This window comes from Brevibacterium sp. W7.2, from assembly GCF_018137945.1.
In the GTDB taxonomy this organism is placed as follows: domain Bacteria; phylum Actinomycetota; class Actinomycetes; order Actinomycetales; family Brevibacteriaceae; genus Brevibacterium; species Brevibacterium sanguinis.
The window spans coordinates 1,571,398-1,590,520 of sequence record NZ_CP073089.1 but is presented as its reverse complement, the minus strand read 5'-3'; the positions used below and the strand labels follow the sequence as shown (position 1 = coordinate 1,590,520).

The 19,123-nt window shown below is 70.3% G+C and carries 15 protein-coding genes; 2 read left to right on the top strand and 13 right to left on the bottom strand.

The features are described from left to right. Nucleotides 1-28: 28 nt before the first annotated feature. The gene (locus J9315_RS07090; protein ID WP_198499021.1) at nt 29-1,243 is read right to left on the bottom strand and encodes an amidohydrolase family protein; all 1,215 of its coding nucleotides are present in this window, start codon (nt 1,241-1,243) and stop codon (nt 29-31) included. A gap of 199 nt (nt 1,244-1,442) precedes the next feature. Here J9315_RS07090 and J9315_RS07085 point away from each other — a divergent pair, with 199 nt between their 5' ends. Then, nucleotides 1,443-5,378 carry a Pls/PosA family non-ribosomal peptide synthetase gene (locus J9315_RS07085; protein WP_211979136.1) on the top strand — a complete coding sequence of 1,312 codons (3,936 nt, stop codon included), beginning with the start codon at nt 1,443-1,445 and terminating at the stop codon, nt 5,376-5,378. Then, nucleotides 5,326-6,696, top strand: coding sequence for a M1 family metallopeptidase (locus J9315_RS07080; protein WP_232623624.1), 1,371 nt, complete (start codon nt 5,326-5,328; stop codon nt 6,694-6,696). The genes J9315_RS07085 and J9315_RS07080 overlap by 53 nt, the downstream gene beginning before the upstream one ends. Here the strand turns inward: J9315_RS07080 and J9315_RS07075 are convergent. The 12 genes from J9315_RS07075 to J9315_RS07020 all read right to left on the bottom strand — a co-directional run bounded on the left by J9315_RS07075 (nt 6,667) and on the right by J9315_RS07020 (nt 19,067). Beyond that, complete coding sequence (locus J9315_RS07075) at nt 6,667-7,371, bottom strand: GNAT family N-acetyltransferase (protein WP_198499023.1); 705 nt, start codon at nt 7,369-7,371, stop codon at nt 6,667-6,669. The two genes, J9315_RS07080 and J9315_RS07075, sit on opposite strands and share 30 nt — an antisense overlap. Continuing rightward, the gene (locus tag J9315_RS07070; RefSeq protein ID WP_198499024.1) at nt 7,368-8,684 is read right to left on the bottom strand and encodes an MATE family efflux transporter; all 1,317 of its coding nucleotides are present in this window, start codon (nt 8,682-8,684) and stop codon (nt 7,368-7,370) included. The genes J9315_RS07075 and J9315_RS07070 overlap by 4 nt, the downstream gene beginning before the upstream one ends. A gap of 50 nt (nt 8,685-8,734) precedes the next feature. Beyond that, a complete protein-coding gene (locus J9315_RS07065; protein ID WP_137826483.1) occupies nt 8,735-9,934 on the bottom strand; it encodes an acetyl-CoA C-acyltransferase in 1,200 nt (399 codons plus the stop codon). 90 nt (nt 9,935-10,024) lie between these two features. After that, entirely contained in the window at nt 10,025-10,768 is a 744-nt protein-coding gene (locus J9315_RS07060) for an SDR family oxidoreductase (protein ID WP_198499025.1), read from the bottom strand. 590 nt (nt 10,769-11,358) lie between these two features. Next, the gene (locus J9315_RS07055; RefSeq protein ID WP_198499026.1) at nt 11,359-11,985 is read right to left on the bottom strand and encodes an L-threonylcarbamoyladenylate synthase; all 627 of its coding nucleotides are present in this window, start codon (nt 11,983-11,985) and stop codon (nt 11,359-11,361) included. A gap of 279 nt (nt 11,986-12,264) precedes the next feature. Further along, nucleotides 12,265-13,470 (bottom strand): AI-2E family transporter, encoded by a 1,206-nt coding sequence (locus tag J9315_RS07050; RefSeq protein WP_211979135.1) that lies wholly within the window; start codon nt 13,468-13,470, stop codon nt 12,265-12,267. Beyond that, the gene (gene der, locus J9315_RS07045) at nt 13,471-14,982 is read right to left on the bottom strand and encodes a ribosome biogenesis GTPase Der (protein WP_198499028.1); all 1,512 of its coding nucleotides are present in this window, start codon (nt 14,980-14,982) and stop codon (nt 13,471-13,473) included. Then, complete coding sequence (gene cmk, locus J9315_RS07040) at nt 14,979-15,638, bottom strand: (d)CMP kinase (RefSeq protein ID WP_198499029.1); 660 nt, start codon at nt 15,636-15,638, stop codon at nt 14,979-14,981. Before cmk ends, der begins: the two co-directional genes overlap by 4 nt. Next, nucleotides 15,635-16,732: a prephenate dehydrogenase gene (locus J9315_RS07035; protein WP_198499030.1), complete on the bottom strand. Its 1,098-nt coding sequence runs from the start codon at nt 16,730-16,732 to the stop codon at nt 15,635-15,637. Before J9315_RS07035 ends, cmk begins: the two co-directional genes overlap by 4 nt. Beyond that, nucleotides 16,729-17,568 carry a pseudouridine synthase gene (locus tag J9315_RS07030; protein ID WP_249121053.1) on the bottom strand — a complete coding sequence of 280 codons (840 nt, stop codon included), beginning with the start codon at nt 17,566-17,568 and terminating at the stop codon, nt 16,729-16,731. Before J9315_RS07030 ends, J9315_RS07035 begins: the two co-directional genes overlap by 4 nt. Nucleotides 17,569-17,586: 18 nt before the next feature. Continuing rightward, on the bottom strand, nt 17,587-18,198 hold the full coding sequence (gene scpB, locus J9315_RS07025) for an SMC-Scp complex subunit ScpB (protein WP_198499032.1): 612 nt from the start codon (nt 18,196-18,198) through the stop codon (nt 17,587-17,589). Then, on the bottom strand, nt 18,195-19,067 hold the full coding sequence (locus J9315_RS07020; protein WP_232623626.1) for a ScpA family protein: 873 nt from the start codon (nt 19,065-19,067) through the stop codon (nt 18,195-18,197). Before J9315_RS07020 ends, scpB begins: the two co-directional genes overlap by 4 nt. Between the last annotated feature and the right edge of the window lie 56 nt (nt 19,068-19,123).

Genomic DNA, 19,123 nt, shown 5'->3' with positions numbered 1-19,123 from the left:
CGAGACGAGGAATCTCAGCCGCACCCGCTCACACGCGCACGCCGCCGAGCCACACCTGGCTGACCCGGTCCTCGATGCCGCGGACGTCGTCGGTGCTGAGGTCCCCGTCGATGAGGACGAGGTCGGCGAGGAGGTCGGGAGCGATGCGCCCGCGGTCCTCGTGGCCGAGGAGGTCGGCGGCCACCGAGGTGCCGGCGGCGAGCGCCTCGGCCCCGGAGAGCCCGGCCCCGGCGAGCAGGCTGATCTCCTCGAGGTTCTCCCCGTGCGGGCCGACTCCGGCGTCGGTGCCCATCGCGATCCGCACCCCCGCCTCGTGGGCGCGCACGATCGAATCGTGGTGGGCGTCGATGACGGTCTTCGCCTTGTCGATGACCGACTGCGGCATGTTCGCCCCCGCCTCGGCGGCCTTGATGACGGCCCGCGGCGCCTGCAGGGTGGGGACGAGGAACGTGCCGTGCTCGAGCATGAGGTCGATCGCCTCGTCGTCGAGGTAGATGCCGTGCTCGATCGAGCGGACACCGGCGCGCACCGCGGCCTTGATGCCCGGTGCGCCCTGCGCATGGGACATGACGTGCGCTCCCTGGGCGGCCGCCTCGGCGACGATCATCGCGATCTCAGCGTCGGAGAACTGGGAGTGGCGCGGATCGTCCCGCGGGGAGAGGACCCCGCCGGTCGAGCAGATCTTGATGTGGTCGGCCCCGGCCCGGAGCAGCTCACGAGCCTTCCTCTGCACCCCCTCGACACCGTCGGCGACGCCCGAGGGGCGACCGGGGTGGGCGGCGAGGAACGGGGACTCGGCGCCGGAGACGAGGTGGTTGTCCCCGTGCCCGCCGGTCTGGGACATGATGTTGACCGCGATCGTCAGCCGCGGCCCGGGCACGACCCCGGTCTCGACGGCCGTCTTCGTCCCGAGGTCGGTGCCCCCGGCGTCGCGGACCGTCGTCACCCCGCCGGCGAGCGTGTCGGCCATGTGCCGCACGGAGTTGTAGAACTGGAGGGAGAACGGGTCGTGGAATGCCGAGACATTCGCCGCGCCCGCGCTCATGAGATGGACGTGGCAGTCGATGATGCCGGGCACGAGCGTGCGGTCGGTGGCGTCGACGAACTCGTCGCCGGCGTTGTGGGACCCCTGCCCCTCCTCGGTGATCGCGGTGATCCGATCGCCGTCGACGACGACATCGCGCCGTCCGGGGACGAACCGGGTGCCGTCGAAGACCTTCGCGTTCGTGAAAACCGTGACCATGGGCGCTCTCCTCAGCATCGTGGATGGGTGTCGCAGCGGGACCGGCCGACCGATCCCCGTGATCCTTCACATCTATCACGTCACCGTGTGCCACGTCATACCGGCGTTCACGTGCCCGACACCTTCTCCGGCTAAGATCATCAGCGAATACTCAGTCGGCGCTCACGGCGTCGACCTGGCAGCTCGATCCGGAAGTACTGTGACAGAACACGCCGCGCAATTCCCTGCCCAGCCCCGCCCCCGCGAGGATCGCACCCTCATCGATGTGCTCCTGGAGACCGCGGGCGCCCACGGCGACCAGCCCGCGATCGACGACGGCAGGACCGTGCTCAGCTACTCCGAGCTCATCACCGACATTCGCGACCTCGCCCTCAGCCTCGCCGAGGCGGGCATCGGTCCCGGTGACAAGGTCGGGGTGCGCGTGCCGTCGGGCTCCGTCGATCTCTACGTCGCGATCCTCGCGACGATGATGCTCGGTGCCGCCTACGTCCCCGTCGACGTCGACGATCCCGATGAGCGGGCCCGCACCGTGTTCGCCGAGGCGGCCGTGACCGGAGTGATCACCGAGGGCCGGGCGATCGAGGCCCGCACCGCGCGGGGGCCGCTCGAGCGCTCCGAGATGCGCGGGCCGACCCCCGACGACGACTGCTGGGTGATCTTCACCTCCGGGTCGACAGGCACCCCGAAGGGCGTGGCCGTCTCCCACCGCTCGGCTGCCGCGTTCGTCGACGCCGAGGCGGCCCTCTTCCTCACCGAGGAGCCGCTCGGTCCCGGCGACCGCGTGCTCGCCGGCCTCTCCGTCGCCTTCGATGCCAGCTGTGAGGAGATGTGGCTGGCGTGGCGGCACGGCGCCTGCCTCGTCCCCGCCCCGCGCGCGCTCGTCAAGTCCGGCATGGACCTCGGGCCGTGGCTGTCCTCGCGCGGCATCACCGTCGTCTCGACGGTGCCCACCTTGGCCGCCCTGTGGCCGGCCGAAAGCCTCGACGCCGTGCGCCTCCTCATCTTCGGCGGCGAGGCCTGTCCCCCCGAACTCGCCCGCCGCCTCAGCGACGAGGGCCGCGAGGTGTGGAACACGTACGGCCCCACCGAGGCGACCGTCGTCGCCTGCGCCGCCCTCCTCGACGGGACCGAGCCGATCCGCATCGGCCTGCCGCTCGACGGCTGGTCGCTCGCCGTCGTCGACGCCGCCGGCACCCCCGTGGCCGAGGGTGAGACCGGCGAGCTCATCATCGGCGGCGTCGGCCTGGCCCGCTACCTCGATCCGGCCAAGGACGCGGAGAAGTACGCGCCCATGCCGAGCCTCGGCTGGGAGCGGGCCTACCGGTCCGGCGACCTCGTCGTCAACGATCCCGCCGGCCTCATCTTCGTCGGCCGCGCCGACGAGCAGATCAAACTCGGCGGTCGCCGCATCGAACTCGGTGAGATCGACGCCGCCCTCCAGGCGCTGGCCGGCGTCGAGGGCGCGGCGGCCGCGGTGAAGACGACCCCGGCCGGCACGGACATCCTCGTCGGCTACCTCGCGAGCGCCGCCCCCGACGCGCAGGATCGGATCCCGGCATGGGAGGAGGCTCTGCGCGTCGAACTGCCGGCCGCTCTCGTCCCCTGCCTCGCCCTCATCGACGAGCTGCCGACGAAGACCTCGGGCAAGGTCGACCGCGCCGCCCTGCCGTGGCCGATGGGCGGGGAAGCGGAGACCGCGGACAGCACCGAGGTGTTCGACCCCGCCACCGAATGGATCGCCGACCAGTGGACGGCGGTCCTCGGGTCCCGCCCGGGTGCGGACACGGACTTCTTCACCGTCGGCGGCGGCAGCCTCGCCGCCGCCCAGCTCGTCTCCCGGCTGCGCGGCCAGCACCCGAGCGTCACCGTCGGCGACATCTACGCCCACCCGCGCTTCGGTGCGCTGGCCACCCTCTGCCTCGGCGATGACGGGGCCGCCGCCCCCGGACCGATCCGGGAGATCGGGCGGACGTCGAAGGGCATGCAGGCATTCCAGACGCTGCTCGCGATCCCCGTCCACATCCTCGGCGGGGTGCGGTGGGTCGTCATCGCCATGGTCCTCGCCAACCTCGCGAACCTCCTCGGGGCCGACGTGCCGCTGACGCCGTGGCCGGTCGTCATCACGCTCTTCCTCGTCTTCGTCACCGCGTGGGGGCGGATGCTCATCTCCGCCGGTGCCGCCAGGCTGCTCCTCGCCGGGCTGAAACCGGGCGTCTATCCGCGGTCGGGCTGGGTGCACAAGCGGCTGTGGCTCGCCGAGCACATCGCCGACCTCGCCGCGGCCGTCTCCGTCGCCAGCGCCCCCTGGGTGGGGTGGTATGCGAAGCTGCTCGGCAACCGCATCGGACCCGACGCCGACCTCCACTCCGCCCCGCCGGTCACCGGGTTCCTCACCCTCGAAGGGGGTGCGGCGATCGAACCCGAGGTCGACCTCAAGGGCTGGTGGGTCGACGGTGACCTCCTGCGCATCGGCACGATCGTCGTCGGGGAGAATGCAACTGTCGGTGCTCGGTCGACGCTCATGCCCGGCACGCAGATCGGCGCCGGGGCGCTCGTCGAGGCTGGGTCCGCGGTGACGGGCAAGGTGCGCCGCAACCAGATCTACTCGGGCTCCCCGGCCGTGCGCATCGGCAAGGCGAAGAAGACGTGGCCTGCCCCGCCGCAGCGCCGTCGCCTGCCGTTCCTCTTCTACGCCGCCGGCTCCCAGTTCAACGCCGCCCTGCCCTACCTCGCCGCGGTGCCCGGGCTCCTTCTCATGGTCGCCGTCTCCGGGATCGCCGTCGTCGAGAACCCGTGGCTCGTCCTCGCGTGGTCACCGCTGCTGGCGTGCGTGTGGTTCGTCTGCACCGCCCTGTTCATCCTCATCTCCGTGCGCGTGCTCGCCATCGGCATGGAGGAGGGCGAGTTCCCCGTCCGGTCGGCCCGCGGCTACCGGGTGTGGGCGACCGAGCGGCTCCTCGACCTCGCCCGCGATCTCCTCTTCCCCCTCTACGCCTCGATGCTCACCCCGTGGTGGCTGCGGGCGCTCGGGGCCAAGGTCGGTCCCGGCACGGAGATCTCCACCGTCGTCTTCGTTCCGAAGATGACGACGATCGCCGCCGGCGCGTTCCTCGCCGATGACACGATGGTCGCGAGCTACGAACTCGGCCACGGGTGGATGCGCGCGGGCCGGGCGAAGGTCGGCAAGCGGGCGTTCCTCGGCAACTCGGGCATCGCCTCACCGGGCAGGCGGGTGCCGAAGAATGCGCTCGTCGCCGTGCTCTCGGCGGCCCCGGCGAAGGCGAAGAAGGGCTCCTCGTGGCTCGGGTCTCCCCCGGTGCAGCTGCGCCGGGCCGCCGTCGACGCCGACGAGTCGCTCACCTACGCCCCGAAGCTCGGCGTGAAGATCGCCCGCGGCATCTTCGAGACGCTGCGGATCACCTCGGTGATGGTCGGCGGCGCGCTCGTCGCCGCGGTCATCCTCACGATCATCGCCCTCCTCGGCGTCCCCGGCGGACCGGCCTCCCCGGCCGGCGGCTTCCTCGCCTCCGTCGGGCTCGCCCTGCTCACGTCCGGGGTCGTCATGATGGTCGCCGGCGCCGTCGCCGCGGGCCTGGCGGTCATCGCGAAATGGGTCTTCGTCGGCCGCATCAGCCCCGGGGACCACCCGCTGTGGTCGTCGTTCATCTGGCGCGGAGAGGTCGCCGACTGCTTCGTCGAACTCGTCGCCGCCCCCTGGTTCACCCGCAACGCCGTGGGCACCCCGGCGATCGTGTGGTACCTGCGCGCGATGGGGGCGTGGATCGGGCACGGCGTGTGGTGCGAGTCCTACTGGCTGCCCGAGGCCGACCTCGTGCGCCTCGACGACAATTCGACGGTCAACCGCGGCTGCGTCGTCCAGACCCACCTCTTCCACGACCGGGTGATGAGCCTCGACGAGGTCACCCTCGAGGCCGGGGCGACGCTCGGACCCAACAGCGTCATCCTGCCCGCGGCGACCCTCGGGGAGAACGCGACGGTGGGGGCGACCTCGCTCGTCATGCGCGGCGAGTTCGTGCCGCCCCATGCGTACTTCAGCGGCAATCCTGTCATACCCTGGGTGGATGCACCTGAACTCCCTGAGCGCGCCCCGGTCGAGCACCCCGTCGATGCTTGATCCCTATACGCCGGGCGTCGGCAGTGCGGATCTGCTCATCGACCACTACGACATCGACCTCGACTACCGGATCGGGCCCAACCGGCTGGCCGGGAAGGCGCGGCTGACCGGCCGGGTGCTCACGGAGACGTCGACGATCGTCCTCGACCTCACGGGGATGCGTGTGACGAAGGCGAGCGTCAACGGCCGCAAGGTCCGCTACTCGCTGCGCGGGAAGAAGCTGCGGCTGAGCACCGAGGCGCTGGGGAAGAACCAGCCGGTGCGCATCGACATCGCCTACGAGGGCAACCCGCAGCCGGCGATCGGCACGTGGGGCGACATCGGCTGGGAGGAGCTCGAGGACGGCGTCCTCGTCGCCGGTCAGCCCGTCGGCGCCTCGACGTGGTTCCCCTGCAACGACCATCCCTCGAACAAGGCGAAGTTCCGGATCAGGGTGCTCACGGAGTCCGAGTACACCGTCGTGTCCAACGGCGACCTCGTCGAGAAGGTCCGCAAGGCCGGGCGCACGGCGTGGACGTTCCAGTCGACGACGCCGCTGGCGACCTACCTGGCGACCGTGCAGATCGGCCGGTACCGCAGCGCCGAGCTGCCCGCCCCGCCAGGGGTCGCCCCGAGTCCCGTTCCGCTGACGGTCTTCGCCGGTGAGGCCTGGCACACCGCCGTCGCGCGCCTGCCCGTCCAGCACGCGATGATGACCCTCTTCGTCGATCGCTTCGGGCCCTACCCGTTCGACCGCTACGACGTCGTCGTGACGAACGAGGAGCTCGAGATCCCGCTCGAGTCGCAGCCGCTGTCCGTGCTCGGGCCCAATCACCTCGGCCCCGAATGGGAGGCCGAACGGCTCGTCGCCCACGAGATGGCCCACCAGTGGTTCGGCAATTCGCTCACCCCCGGCAGCTGGTCCGACATCTGGCTCAACGAGGGCTTCGCGTGCTACGCCGAGTGGCTGTGGTCGGAGGAGACGGGGCTGATGAGCGCCGACGAGTGGGCCCGGACGTGGCATCGGGCGCTCAGCGCTTCCCCGCAGGACATCGTCCTCGCCGATCCCGGCGGCCCCGACATGTTCGACGATCGCGTCTACAAGCGCGGGGCGCTCACCCTCCACGCCCTGCGGCTGACCCTCGGCGACGACGTGTTCTTCGCGTGCGTGCGCGAATGGACGACGCGGCACCGGCACGGCAACGTCACGACGCGGGACTTCATCGACAGCGTCTCGCGCACCTCCGGTCGTGACATCGCCGAGGTGGTCCGTCCCTGGCTGACCGAGACCGCGCTGCCCCCGCTGCCGCTACCCCAGCTGCCGCACGAGCAGGTCTGAGTCGCCGCTGCGGCCGACGGGTTCGAATCCGCGGCCGCGGTAGAGGTGGGCGGCCCCGTTGCCGTCCTCGACGGCGAGGCTGACCGCGCGGACCCCGGAGAGCCGGGCGAGCGTGAGGAGGACGTCGAGGAGGGCCCCGCCGATCCCCTGCCCCTGGTAGGCGGGGAGCACGGCGATCGCGAGCTCCGGGATGTCGGCGGAGACCCACCCGTAGCCGGCGAAGGGGGCGGGCGCCTCGTCACCGGCCTCGGCGACGAAGTCAGCCTCCCCGGATTCGTCCTCGACCACCTCGGCGACGATCTCCCCGTCAGCGGACTCCTCGTCGACGACGGTCGAGGCGATGACGGTGGAGTGCGGTTCGAGCCCGGCGATGAACGTCGCGTCAGCGGGTTCCTCCTCGTCGCCGGTGATCGCGGCGGGGTCGGCATAGCGCAGCCACGCGAGGCCGACGATCTCCTCCCCGGCTTCGTCGTAGCAGGCCACGGCGAGGTCGCCTCGGCGCCCCCAGTCCGCGAAGTACGCCCGCGCATCGGGCCGGTCGACGAGGTCGGCGCGGGGAATCGTCGGCTTGTCCATCGACCAGTTGAAGGCGAGGTCGACGAAGGGGACGAACACCTCGTCGGGGGTGTCGGCCGGCAGGGGCCGGATGCGGGTGGCCAGATCGTGCTCGCTCATGTCAGTCCCTTCTCTACCGCGGTGCGGATCCAGGTGTGGTTGCGCACGCGCCAGCCCAGGGTGAGTGCGCGCAGGCCGATGAAGCCGAGGCAGAAGGTCGCCCACAGTCCCAGCGCACCGGGCCACAGCGCGGTGACGGGGATGAGGAGGAGGGCGTAGCCGATGACGGCGAGGAGCTGGGCCAGGGCGAGGTAGCGGGCGTCCTCGGCGCCCATGAGGACCCCGTCGAGGACGAAGACGTACCCGGCGATCGGCATGCCGAGGGCGAGGATCGGCAGGAGCCCGGTCAGCGTCGCGATGACGGCGGGGTCGGAGGAGAAGACGCGCGGGATGAGGCCGGAGCCGGCGAAGAGGACGAGCCCGACGATGATCCCGAAGACGATGCCCCAGAGGATGAGGCGGCGGTTGATCGCGGCGACGGCGTCGACGTTCCGCGCTCCGAGTTGGAGGCCGATGAGGGCCTGCCCGGCGATCGCGAGGGAGTCGAGGGCGAGCGCGAGGGCGAAGAAGAGGCTCTGGGCGACCTGGATCGCCGCGAGCTCCGTCGTACCGGCCGCGGTGGCGAGGACGACGAGGACGATGAGGGAGGCGCGCAGGCTCGCGTTGCGCACGAGCAGCCAGCCGGAGGTCTTCGCCGAGGAGAGGACGCCTGCCCAGTGGGGGCGGAAGCTCGCGTGGAAGCGGCGGGCCGCGCGCAGGCTGATGAGGAGGTAGACGGCGCACATGCCCGCCTGTGCGACGACGGTGCCGAGCGCAGAGCCGGCGACGCCGAGGCCGAGGCCGTAGATGAAGAGGGCGTTGAGGCCGATGTTCGCAATGCAGCCGACGGCGGCGACGACGAGTGGGGTGCGGGTGTCCTGGAGTCCGCGCAGCAGCCCGGTCGCGGCGATGACGACGAGCATGAACGGCAGCCCCCACCACGAGATCGCCAGATACGTCTGCGCTCCGGCCGCGACCGCGGCTCCCGGTCCGAACGCGGCGATCGCGGTCGACAGCAGCGGCAGTCCGGCGACGAGGAGGAGCACCGAGGTGACGAGGGCGAGCCAGATGCCGTCGAAGCCGGCGCCGACGGCACCGCGGGTGTCGCCGGCGCCCATCCGCTTGGCGACCCGCGGAGTCGTCGCATAGGCGAGGAAGATCATCAGTCCGAGCACGGTCTGGAGGATCGTCGAGGCGATCGCGAGCGACCCGAGGGCATCGGCGCCGAGGTGGCCGACCATGGCCGTGTCGGTGAGCAGGAAGATCGGTTCGGCGATGAGCGCGCCGAGAGCCGGCAGCGCCAGCCGAAGTATGTCCCTGTCGATCGCTGCCACGCCTGCGAGTCTATCCAATCGCAGGCGCGGCGGCGATGAACGGGGCGGCCTCAGACGACTTCGAAGAGACCGGCGGCGCCCTGCCCGCCGCCGATGCACATCGTCACGACGACGTACTTGACGCCGCGGCGCTTGCCTTCGATGAGGGCATGGCCGACGAGGCGGGCCCCGGTCATCCCGTAGGGGTGGCCGACGGAGATGCCGCCGCCGTCGACGTTGTAGCGCTCCGGGTCGATGCCGAGCCTGTCCCGGCAGTAGAGGGCCTGGACGGCGAAGGCCTCGTTGAGCTCCCAGAGGCCGATGTCGTCGATCGTCAGACCGTGACGCTCGAGGAGCTTCGGCACGGCGAAGACGGGACCGATGCCCATCTCGTCCGGGGCCACCCCGGCCACGGCCATGCCCCGGTAGATGCCGAGCGGGCTGAGTCCGCGCCGGGACGCCTCGGTGTCGGACATGAGGACGGCCGCCGAGGCGCCGTCGGAGAGCTGGGAGGCGTTGCCGGCGGTGACGCTCGGATGCTGCGAGGCAACTCCCGGATCGAGGACGGGCTTGAGTCCGGCGAGCCCTTCGAGGGTGGTCTCGGGGCGGTTGCCCTCGTCCTGGGTGAGCGTGACCTCCTCGGTCGAGGTCTCCCCCGTCGCCTTGTCGACGACGACCTTCGTCGTCGGCAGCGGCACGATCTCCGCGTCGAAGCGCCCGGCGGCCTGCGCAGCGGCGGTGCGCTTCTGCGATTCGAGGGAGTAGGCGTCCTGCTCCTCACGGCTGACCCCGTAGCGTTCGGCGACGATCTCCGCGGTCGCGAGCATCGGGTAGTAGATGCCGGGGACGTTCTCCTCGAGCCACGGATCCTTCGCCCGGAAGGTGTTCATGTGCTCGTTCTGGACGAGCGAGATCGATTCGACGCCGCCGCCGACGGCGATCGACTGCCCGTCGACGATGATCTGCTTGGCCGCGGTCGCGATCGCCATGAGCCCGGAGGCGCACTGGCGGTCGACGGACATCCCGGCCACGGTGACGGGCAGGCCCGCGCGCAGGGCGGCCTGGCGTCCGATGTTCGTGCTCTGGCTGCCCTGCTGGAGGGCCGAGCCCATGATGACGTCGTCGACCTCCGCGCCGTCGACGCCGGCGCGCTCGACGGCGTGGGCGATCGCGTGGCCGGCGAGCTCCTGGGCCTGCGTGTCGTTGAAGGCGCCGCGGTAGGCGCGTCCGATCGGGGTTCTGGCGGTGGAGACGATGACGGCGTCGACCATGACTGTCCTGCTTCCCTCGTGGCGATGGATGGTGGGGTGGTGCGGTTGCTGTGCGAGTGCTCTGACTGCCGGGCGGTGGCGGGTGCCCGCTCAGTTCCGGGGGCCGCCGGCGACGTAGATGACCTGGCCCGAGACGAATCCCGCACCCTCGGAGACGAGGAACGACGCGGTGTTCGCGATGTCGTCGGGGGTGCCGGCGCGGCCGACGGGGATCTGGCTGATCGCCGCCTTCTTGAAGTCGGCGAAGTCGACGCCCACCCGCTCTGCCGTGGCCTTCGTCATGTCGGTCTCGATGAAGCCGGGCGCGATCGCGTTGGCGGTGACGCCGAACTTCCCGAGCTCGATCGCCCACGTCTTCGTCATGCCCTGGATGCCGGCCTTCGCCGCGGAGTAGTTCGTCTGGCCGCGGTTGCCGAGCGCCGAGGTCGACGACATCGACACGATCCGCCCGAACTTCTCGGCGACCATGTGCTCCTGAACCGCCTTGGCCATGAGGAACGCCCCGCCGAGGTGGACGGAGAGCACCTTCTGAAACTCCTCGTAGCTCATCTTGAACAGGAGGTTGTCGCGGAGGATGCCGGCGTTGTTGATGAGCACGGTGGGTGCGCCGAGGCGGTCGGCCACCTCGGCGACGGCGGAGTTCACGGACGCTTCGTCCGAGACGTCGGCGGCGAGTCCGATCGCCTCGCCCCCGGCTGCGGTGATCGCGTCGACGGTCTCGTCGGTCGGCCCCATGTCGAGGACGGCGACCTTGAGTCCGTCGGCGCTGAGCTTCTTCGCGATCGCGGCGCCGATGCCGCGTCCGCCGCCGGTGACGATTGCTGTGCGTGCCATGGATGACTCCTTCAGTGACGGAACATGGGACGGTCAGTGGCGCAGCGTGAGGCGATCGTGCGCTGTGATGCACACCTCACTGCCGCTTCCTCCCACTCTAGACCATCACTGAACGAATGATTGCTCACCGGTGGACCACCTCGGCGCATACAGGGTCGTGGAGGACGTCGACGCGAGCCCACCGCTCACCTGTCCCACCGACGCCCTGGACCGGCAATTACGCCGCCACCCGACAGCCGACAGCCGCCACGCCATCGACGCCCCGAACCGACAAATACGCCGTCACCCGACGGCCGCCACGCCATCGACGCCCCGAACCGGCAAATACGCGCTGAGCAGAGGGCGTATTTGTCGGTTCACCGCGTCGAAGCCCAGTACTGGCCCGCACCTCGCACCGAGGCGGCCGGACCGACGCACCGAACCGCCACCAACTCCCCGACCCGGCAATTACGCCGTCACCCGACAGCAGCCACGCCATCGACGCCCTCGACCGACAAATACGCCGTTAGCAGAGGGCGTATTTGTCGGTTGACCGCGTCGAAGCTCAGTGCCACGGCGACGCCACCGCCACCAGCTCCGGCCGAACGCGCCTATTCGTCGAGGAAGCGGGAGACGTCGCCGGCGCCGACGCGGGCGACCTCGGGGTGCTTGCCGGTGAAGTCGATGACCGAGGTGGGCACGACACCGGGGGTGCCGGAGTCGATGACGACGTCGACCTCGTGGCCGATCTGGTCCATGACGTCGGCGGCCTCGGTGAGCGGATCCTCGTCACCGGGCAGGAGCAGGGTCGAGGAGAGGATCGGCTCGCCCATCGCCTCGACGAGCGCGAGTGCCGTCGTGTTCTGCGGGATCCGCGCGCCCACCGAGTGCTTCTTCGGGTGCATCATCCGCCGCGGCACCTCTTTCGTCGCCTTCATGATGAACGTGTACGGGCCCGGCGTCATCGACTTGATCGCCCGGAAGTCCGAGTTGTCGACGATGACGAACTGCCCGAGCTGCGCGAAGTCATGGCACATGAGCGTGAAGTGGTGCTTGGAGTTCAGCTGCCGGATGCGGGTGATCCGCTCGATGCCGTCCTTGTTCTCCAGGGCGCACCCGAGCGCGTAGCACGAGTCCGTCGGATAGGCGATGAGTCCGCCGTCGCGCAGAACCTGCGCGGCGCGCTCGATGAGTCGGGGCTGCGGGTTGTCAGGATGGATCTCAAGAAGTGTCGCCATGCTTCATGGTAACCATGGCCGGCCGCCCGTGTGAACGGCGCGGTCGACGATGAGATGCCCATCCGCCGAGGTGACTGCCCGTATCCGCGGACGTGCAGTGCCCGTCCGGGTGCGAGTCCCGCCGAGGAGGCCGCCCATGTCCGCGACCGTGCAGTGCCCGCCCGGGAGCGACTCCCGCCGAGGCGGTCGCCCGTGTCCGCGGACGTTCACTGCCCGTCCGGGTGCGACGCGCGCCGAGGTGACTGCCCGTATCCGCGGGCGTGCAGTGCCCGCGGGCGTTCAGTGACCGGGCCGGGTCTTTCGCGACAGCAGCCGAGCGCCGGGATCCGTCGGCCGCAGCGTGTTCGGGGTCTTGCCTGCCTCCGGGGTCGCGCGCGGACCCATGACCGTGCCGGGGTGGGAGTCCTTCGCCGTGTGCGGATCGGAGGCCAGGAGGATGTTCACCCACTTCGCGCGCGGGTCCGCGTCGACGAGGAGGGCCTTGACGAGCAGGGTCGCCGGCAGGGCGAGCAGAGCACCGAGCCAGCCGAGCACCCACACCCAGAAGAGGAGGGAGAGGAACGACACGAGCGGGGTGACGCCGACGGATTCGCCCGTGAACTTCGGCTGGATGATCGCCTGGATGACGAAGTTGAGGACCGAGTACGCGGCGATGACCCAGAGCGCGGACTGCCACCCGCTGTCGACGAGGGCGAGCAGCGCCGGCGGGACGAGGCCGATGATGAACCCGATGTTGGGGATGTAGTTCGTGAGGAACGCGAGCACACCCCACACCCACACGAGCGGAACGTCGATGATCGCCAGTGCCACGACGTCGAGGATCGCGACGATGAGACCGAAGATCGTCGCCACCACCCAGTACCGGCGGACGCCGCTGGCGAAACCGCCGAGTGCGGCGGCCAGGGACGGCTTGGCGTCGGCGAGCATCGTCATCCGCTGACCGATGCCCATCGAATCCATCGCGACGAAGAACACGGCCATGACGACGGTCGTGAGCAGGCCGGCGACGACGGAGACGTTCGTCAGCAGCGGAGTGACCGCGTCGATGACCGACCGCGCGTTGAATCCCCGCAGCTGCTCTTCGAGGACGTTCGAGGTCACCCCGAGCTGCGACAGCAGCGACATGAGGCTGTGATAGGTCGTCGTGATCTCCGTGCTGTAGCTCGGGATGAGCATGACGAGTTCGGCGATCGACCAGGCCGTGAGCCCGAAGAACGCGACGATCATGCAGAGGACGAGGACGACGGAGATCACTGCGCCGATCGCCCCCGGAACCCGGTGCCGGGTGAGGAACTTCTGCAGCGGGTAGACGACGATGTAGAAGTTGAGCGCGAGGAAGACGGGCGCGACGATGTCCTGGAGTCCCCGGAAGAACGTCAGGGCGTACGCGATGCCCGCGATCGTCAGGGCGATGACAAGGGCTCTGGCCGTCGGGCGCGCATGCCATGGCTGCTGCTGACCTCGAGCCTGGGTGTCATCGCTCAACTACCGACCTCGTCTCTTCTCCCTGATGCGCATCGACAGCTCGATGGGGGTTCCCTCGAAGCCGAATGTCTCGCGCAGTCGCCTGATGATGAAACGACGATACCCCGGTTCAAGGAATCCTGTGGTGAAAAGCACGAATTTCGGCGGCCGGGACTGCGCCTGGGTGCCGAAGAGGATGCGCGGCTGCTTGCCGCCGCGGACCGGGTGGGGGTTCGCGGCGACGAGTTCGCCGAGGAACGCGTTGAGACGTCCGGTCGGGATCCGCTTGTCCCAGTTCTCCAGTGCCGTCTCCATCGCCGGAACGAGCTTCTCTGCGTGCCGTCCGGTCTTCGCGGAGATGTTGACCCGCGGCGCCCACGAGACATGGGCGAGGTCGCGTTCGATCTCGCGTTCGAGGTAGTAGCGGCGCTCCTCGTCGAGGAGGTCCCACTTGTTGAAGGCGAGGACGACGGCCCGACCCGCCTCGGCGGCGGTCGTGACGATGCGGACGTCCTGCTCGCTCAGCGGCTCCTGCGCCTCGAGGAGGACGACGGCCACCTCGGCGCGCTCGAGAGCCGTCTGCGTGCGCAGGGCCGCATAGAAGTCGGCCCCGCTGGCCTGGTGGGCCCGCCGGCGGATGCCCGCCGTGTCGACGAAGCGCCACTGCTTGCCGCCGAGCTCGATGAGCTCGTCGACGGGGTCGCGCGTCGTGCCCGCGACGTTGTCGACGAGCACGCGCTCGGAGCCGACGAGCTTGTTGAGCAGGGAGGATTTGCCGACGTTGGGGCGCCCGACGAGCGCGACCCGACGCGGACCGCCCTCCTCGACGCGCGTCTCGACGGCGGAGACCTCGGGGAGGGTGTCGATCGCCTCGTCGAGGAGGTCGGCGACACCGCGGCCGTGGAGGGCCGAGACCGACCACGGCTGTCCGAGGCCGAGACCCCAGAGTTCGGCGGCCATGAGCTCGCCGCGCTCGTCGTCGACCTTGTTCGCGGCGAGGATGACCGGTTTCTTCTTCTTCCGCAGCATCTTCACGACCATCTCGTCGGTGGCCGTCGGGCCGGTCGTGGCGTCGACGACGAGGACGACGGCGTCGGCCATGTCGACGGCGACCTCGGACTGGATGGCGATCCGCGAGGCCATGCCCTTCGAATCGGAGTCCCAGCCGCCGGTGTCGACGAGGGTGAAGTCCTTGCCGTTCCACTCCGCGCGGTAGCTCACCCGGTCGCGAGTGACCCCAGGGACGTCCTCGACGACGGCTTCGCGCCGGCCGAGGATGCGGTTGACGAGCGTCGACTTCCCGACGTTGGGCCGTCCGACGATCGCGAGGACGGGATCGGCGCCGCGCTCCTCCTCTTCCTCGATGTCGAAGCCGAGGGAGTCGAGCAGCGCCCGGTCGTCGTCTTCGAGCTCATAGCCCTCGAGCCCGGCCTCGAGCGCGGTCGCCCGCTGCTCGGCCTCCTCGTCGCTGATCTGCTCGAGACGCTCGGCCAGTGCCTCGTCGGGGGCCTCGTGGAATTCCTCTTCGGTCATCGTGCTTCCTTCACCAGGTCGAGCACGGTCGTGACGACCTGCTCGAAGTCGAGATCGCTCGTGTCGAGGGTGTGGACGCCGTCGGCGGCGGTGAGGAAGCTCGTCGTCGCCGAGTCCTTCGCGTCACGGCCGGTCACCTGGGACTGGGTCGCGGCGACCGCCTCGGCGTCGTCGCTGCCGTGGAGCTCCTTGGCCCGGCGGGAGACGCGGACGTCGTCGCGGGCGGTCATGAGGAGGCGGACCGCGGCGTCGGGCGCGACGACGGTCGTGATGTCACGGCCCTCGACGACGACGCCCGGGCTCGCGGCCGCGATGATGTCGCGCTGCCGTTCGATGAGCTCGCTGCGGGCGTCGGGGACGGCGGAGACTGTCTGGACGTTCTCAGAGACCTCGGGGCTGCGGATCTCCTCGGTGACGTCGATGCCGTCGACGGACACGGAGAAGTCGTCGGGGTCCGTGGAGATCTCGAGATCGGCGCCGCGGACCTGTTCGAGGACGTCGACGGGATCGGTGACTCCGCGGTTGAGCGCCAGCCACGCCATCGCCCGGTACATCGCACCGGTGTCGAGGTAGGCGTAGCCGAGCCGGCGGGCGACCTCCTTCGCGGTGCTCGACTTGCCGACTCCGCTGGGTCCGTCGATGGCGACGACGCTCATGTGGTTCCTTCCTTCTCGATGGCGGATTCGGGGATCCGCCATCCCAGTGACTGCAGTCCGTGTTCGAGTTCGTTCGCGTTCGCCGGCATCACCGAGACGTCGACGATGCCGAGCCGGCGCCCGGGCGCGTGGTCCATCCGGAAGTCCTCGACGTTGATGCCGAGGTCCCCGATGTCCTTGAACAGGGAGGCCAGCGTCCCCGGGGTGTCGGGGATGAGGACCGTGACGACAGCATATGCGGTCGGCGCCTGTCCGTGCTTGCCGGGGATCCGGTCGTGACCTTCGTTGCCGAAGGCGATCGTCCGCGCGATCACCCCGGTCGAGCCGGGACCGAGCGCGAGGGCATCGATGACGGCGTCGAGTTCGCCGCGCAGGGCGACGAGCACGGCCCGGACCTCCTCGGCGTTGCCGGAGAGGATCTGCGTCCACAGGCCCGGGTCGGAGGCGGCGATGCGGGTGACGTCGCGCAGTCCCTGACCGGCCAGGGCCACCTCGTCGAGCGGGGCGTGGCGCAGCTGGGAGGCGACGAGGGAGGACACGACCTGCGGGACGTGGGAGACCTTCGCGACCGCGGCATCGTGGATGCGGGGGTCGAGGTGGGTGACCGAGGCGCCGGTCGCCTCGGCCATCTCCTCGACGGCGGTCAGCCGGCTCTCCGGGGTGTCCTCATCGGAGCAGATGACCCACGGACGGGCGATGAAGAGGTCGGGCCGGGCCGCGATCGCCCCGGACTTCTCCCGCCCGGCCATCGGGTGGCAGCCGATGTAGCGGTCGAGGGCATCGCCGGTGACGAGCTCCCGGACGGTCTCGAGCAGGCGGGTCTTGATGCTCGCGACATCGGTGACGGTGGCGCTCGGGTACGCGGTCAGCGCCCCGGCGATGACGCCGGCGGCGACGTCGGGCGGAGTGGCGACGACGACGATGTCGGGATCGGGTGCCGTGCCGGGTGCGACCGGCTCACCGGCGCCGAGGTCGGAGGCGAGCTGCTGCGCGGTCGGGGACGTGTCCTCGAGCGTGACGCTGTACCCGCGCCCGCGCAGGGCAAGGCCGAGGCTCGCACCGAGCAGCCCGGTGCCGATGATGTGGATCCTCACAGGTCGACGGCTTCGAAGAGCTCCCCGACCTCGTCGGAGCGCAGCGGACGGATCTTCCCCTGCCGCTGTTCGGCGAGCGAGATCGGCCCGAACTTCGTGCGCACGAGCCGTTCGACGGGATTGCCGATCGCCGCGAGCAGGCGGCGGACGACGCGGTTGCGGCCCGAATGGAGGGTGAGTTCGACGACGGAGCGGCCCGGGGTGGAGTCGACGAGACGGAACTCGTCGACCTTGACGATGCCGTCGTCGAGTTCGATGCCGGCCTTGAGCCGGGCCGAGGCGTCCTTCGCGAGCTGCCCCTTGACCTGCGCGAGGTAGGTCTTGGGGATCTCGTAGCGGGGGTGGGCGAGCCGGTTCGACAGCTCTCCGTCGTTCGTCAGGAGGATGAGGCCCCGGGTGTCCGTGTCGAGGCGTCCGACGTGGAAGATCCGCTCGGCGCGGTTGCCGACGTAGTCGGCCAGGGACTTCCGCCCTTCGGGGTCCTTCATCGTCGAGACGACGCCTGCGGGCTTGTTGAGGGCGAGGTAGATCTTCTGCGGGCTCGTCGAGATCCGCAGGGTGTCGACGTAGACGGACTGGGTGTCCGGGTCGATGCGGGTGCCGAGTTCGGTGACGACGCTGCCGTCGACCTCGACGCGACCGTCGAGGATGAGCTGCTCGCACGCGCGCCGGGACCCCAGCCCCGCCTCGGCGAGGACCTTCTGCAGCCGCACTCCCCCGCTGACATGGGCGTCCGAGGTCTCCCCGCCGCCCTTCGCGCCGGTGCTGGCGCGCTGCTTGCGGCTCGGTCGGTTGCTGCGCCCGCCGGGCGCCCTGGGATCGCGGTAGGGACTCATGGGGTCCATTGTCTCAAATCAAACGTCGTCTGGTGACATCTCGTCGCCGACTGTGGCGAGGACCTCGGTCTCGTCGGCGCCGAGTTCCTCGAGGTCGGAGTCCTCGGGCAGGAACGGGGCGATGTCGGGGAGGTCGTCGAGGCTCTGCATGCCGAGCGCGTCGAGGAACTGGTGGGTCGTCGTGTAGAGGAGCGCCGAGGTGGTCGCCTCCTTCCCGGCTTCGACGATGAGTCCGCGCAGCAGCAGGGTGCGGATGACACCGTCGACGCTGACCCCGCGGATCGCGGCGATCCGCGGCCGGGAGATCGGCTGCCGGTAGGCGATGACGGCGAGCGTCTCGAGGGCGGCCTGGGAGAGCTTCGCGCTCTGCCCGGCGGTGAGGAAGTCCTTGACGACGTCGTGGTAGTCCCCGCGGGAGAAGATGCGGAACCCGCCGGCCACGGCCCGGATCTCGAAGCCGCGCTGCCGGCGCTGCCCGTCGCCGTCGTAGTCGCTCGAGAGCTCCTCGATCGCCGTCATCACGGTGTCCTCGTCGATGCCGAGGGCCGCGGCGAGCTCCGCGGGCGAGACCGCTGAGTCGCTGACCATGAGGACGGCTTCGATGCCGCCGAGGATCTCGTCGTCGATCATTGCTCGTCCTCGCCTTCGTCGTCCGCCTCGTCCGCAGCGTCGTCCTCGTCATCGTCCGCCGAGGCGGGGCCCGGCTCGTCGCCCTCGTCGGCGCTCCATGTCCCCTCGGTGCGCAGGTCGACCCCGTCCTCGGGTGTGTCGGTGCGGGTGATGAGGAGCCGGCCGAGCGGTTCGTCCTGCTCGAAGTCGCAGAGGCCGACCTTGAAGAGCTCGAGGAGGGCGAGGAACCGCGCGACGACGACGAGGGTGTTCTCCGCGGTGTCGAGGAGCTCCTGGAAGTCGAGCTCGCCGGCGCGCAGCAGCCCGAGGATGTGTCCGCGCTGTTCGGAGACGCTGACGAGCGGCAGGTGGATGTGGTCGACGGCGACCGTCGGCGGCGTGTGGTCGCGCTGGAGGACGGTGGCGAAGAGTCCGGCGAGCTCACCGGGACCGATGCGGATCTCCAGCGGCGGCAGCACGTCCTGGAACTCCGCGTCGAGTCCGACGTCGCGGGGCACGCGGATGGCCCCGGCGGTCATCGCCTCGGCTAAGTGGGCGCTGACGGACTTGTACGCCCGGTACTGGAGGAGCCGGGCGAAGAGGAGGTCGCGGGCCTCGAGGAGTTCGAGGTCGAGCTCCTCCTCTCCCTCCTCGTGCGGCAGCAGCCGCGCGGTCTTGAGGTCGAGCAGGGTGGCGGCGACGAGGAGGAACTGGGAGATCTCCGCAAGGTCGGCGGCCCCGTCGCGGTCCCCGCCGGAGCGCAGACTCGTCGTGTACGCGATGAACTCATCGGTCACCTCGGCGAGGGCGATCTCCGTGATGTCGAGACGGCGCTTCGAGATGAGACCGAGCAGCAGGTCGAAGGGACCGGAGAAGTTCTCCAGCTCCACCTGGAAGCCCGTGGGCGCGTCCTCGGCACCGGTTTCCCCGGGGAGGTGATCCCCGG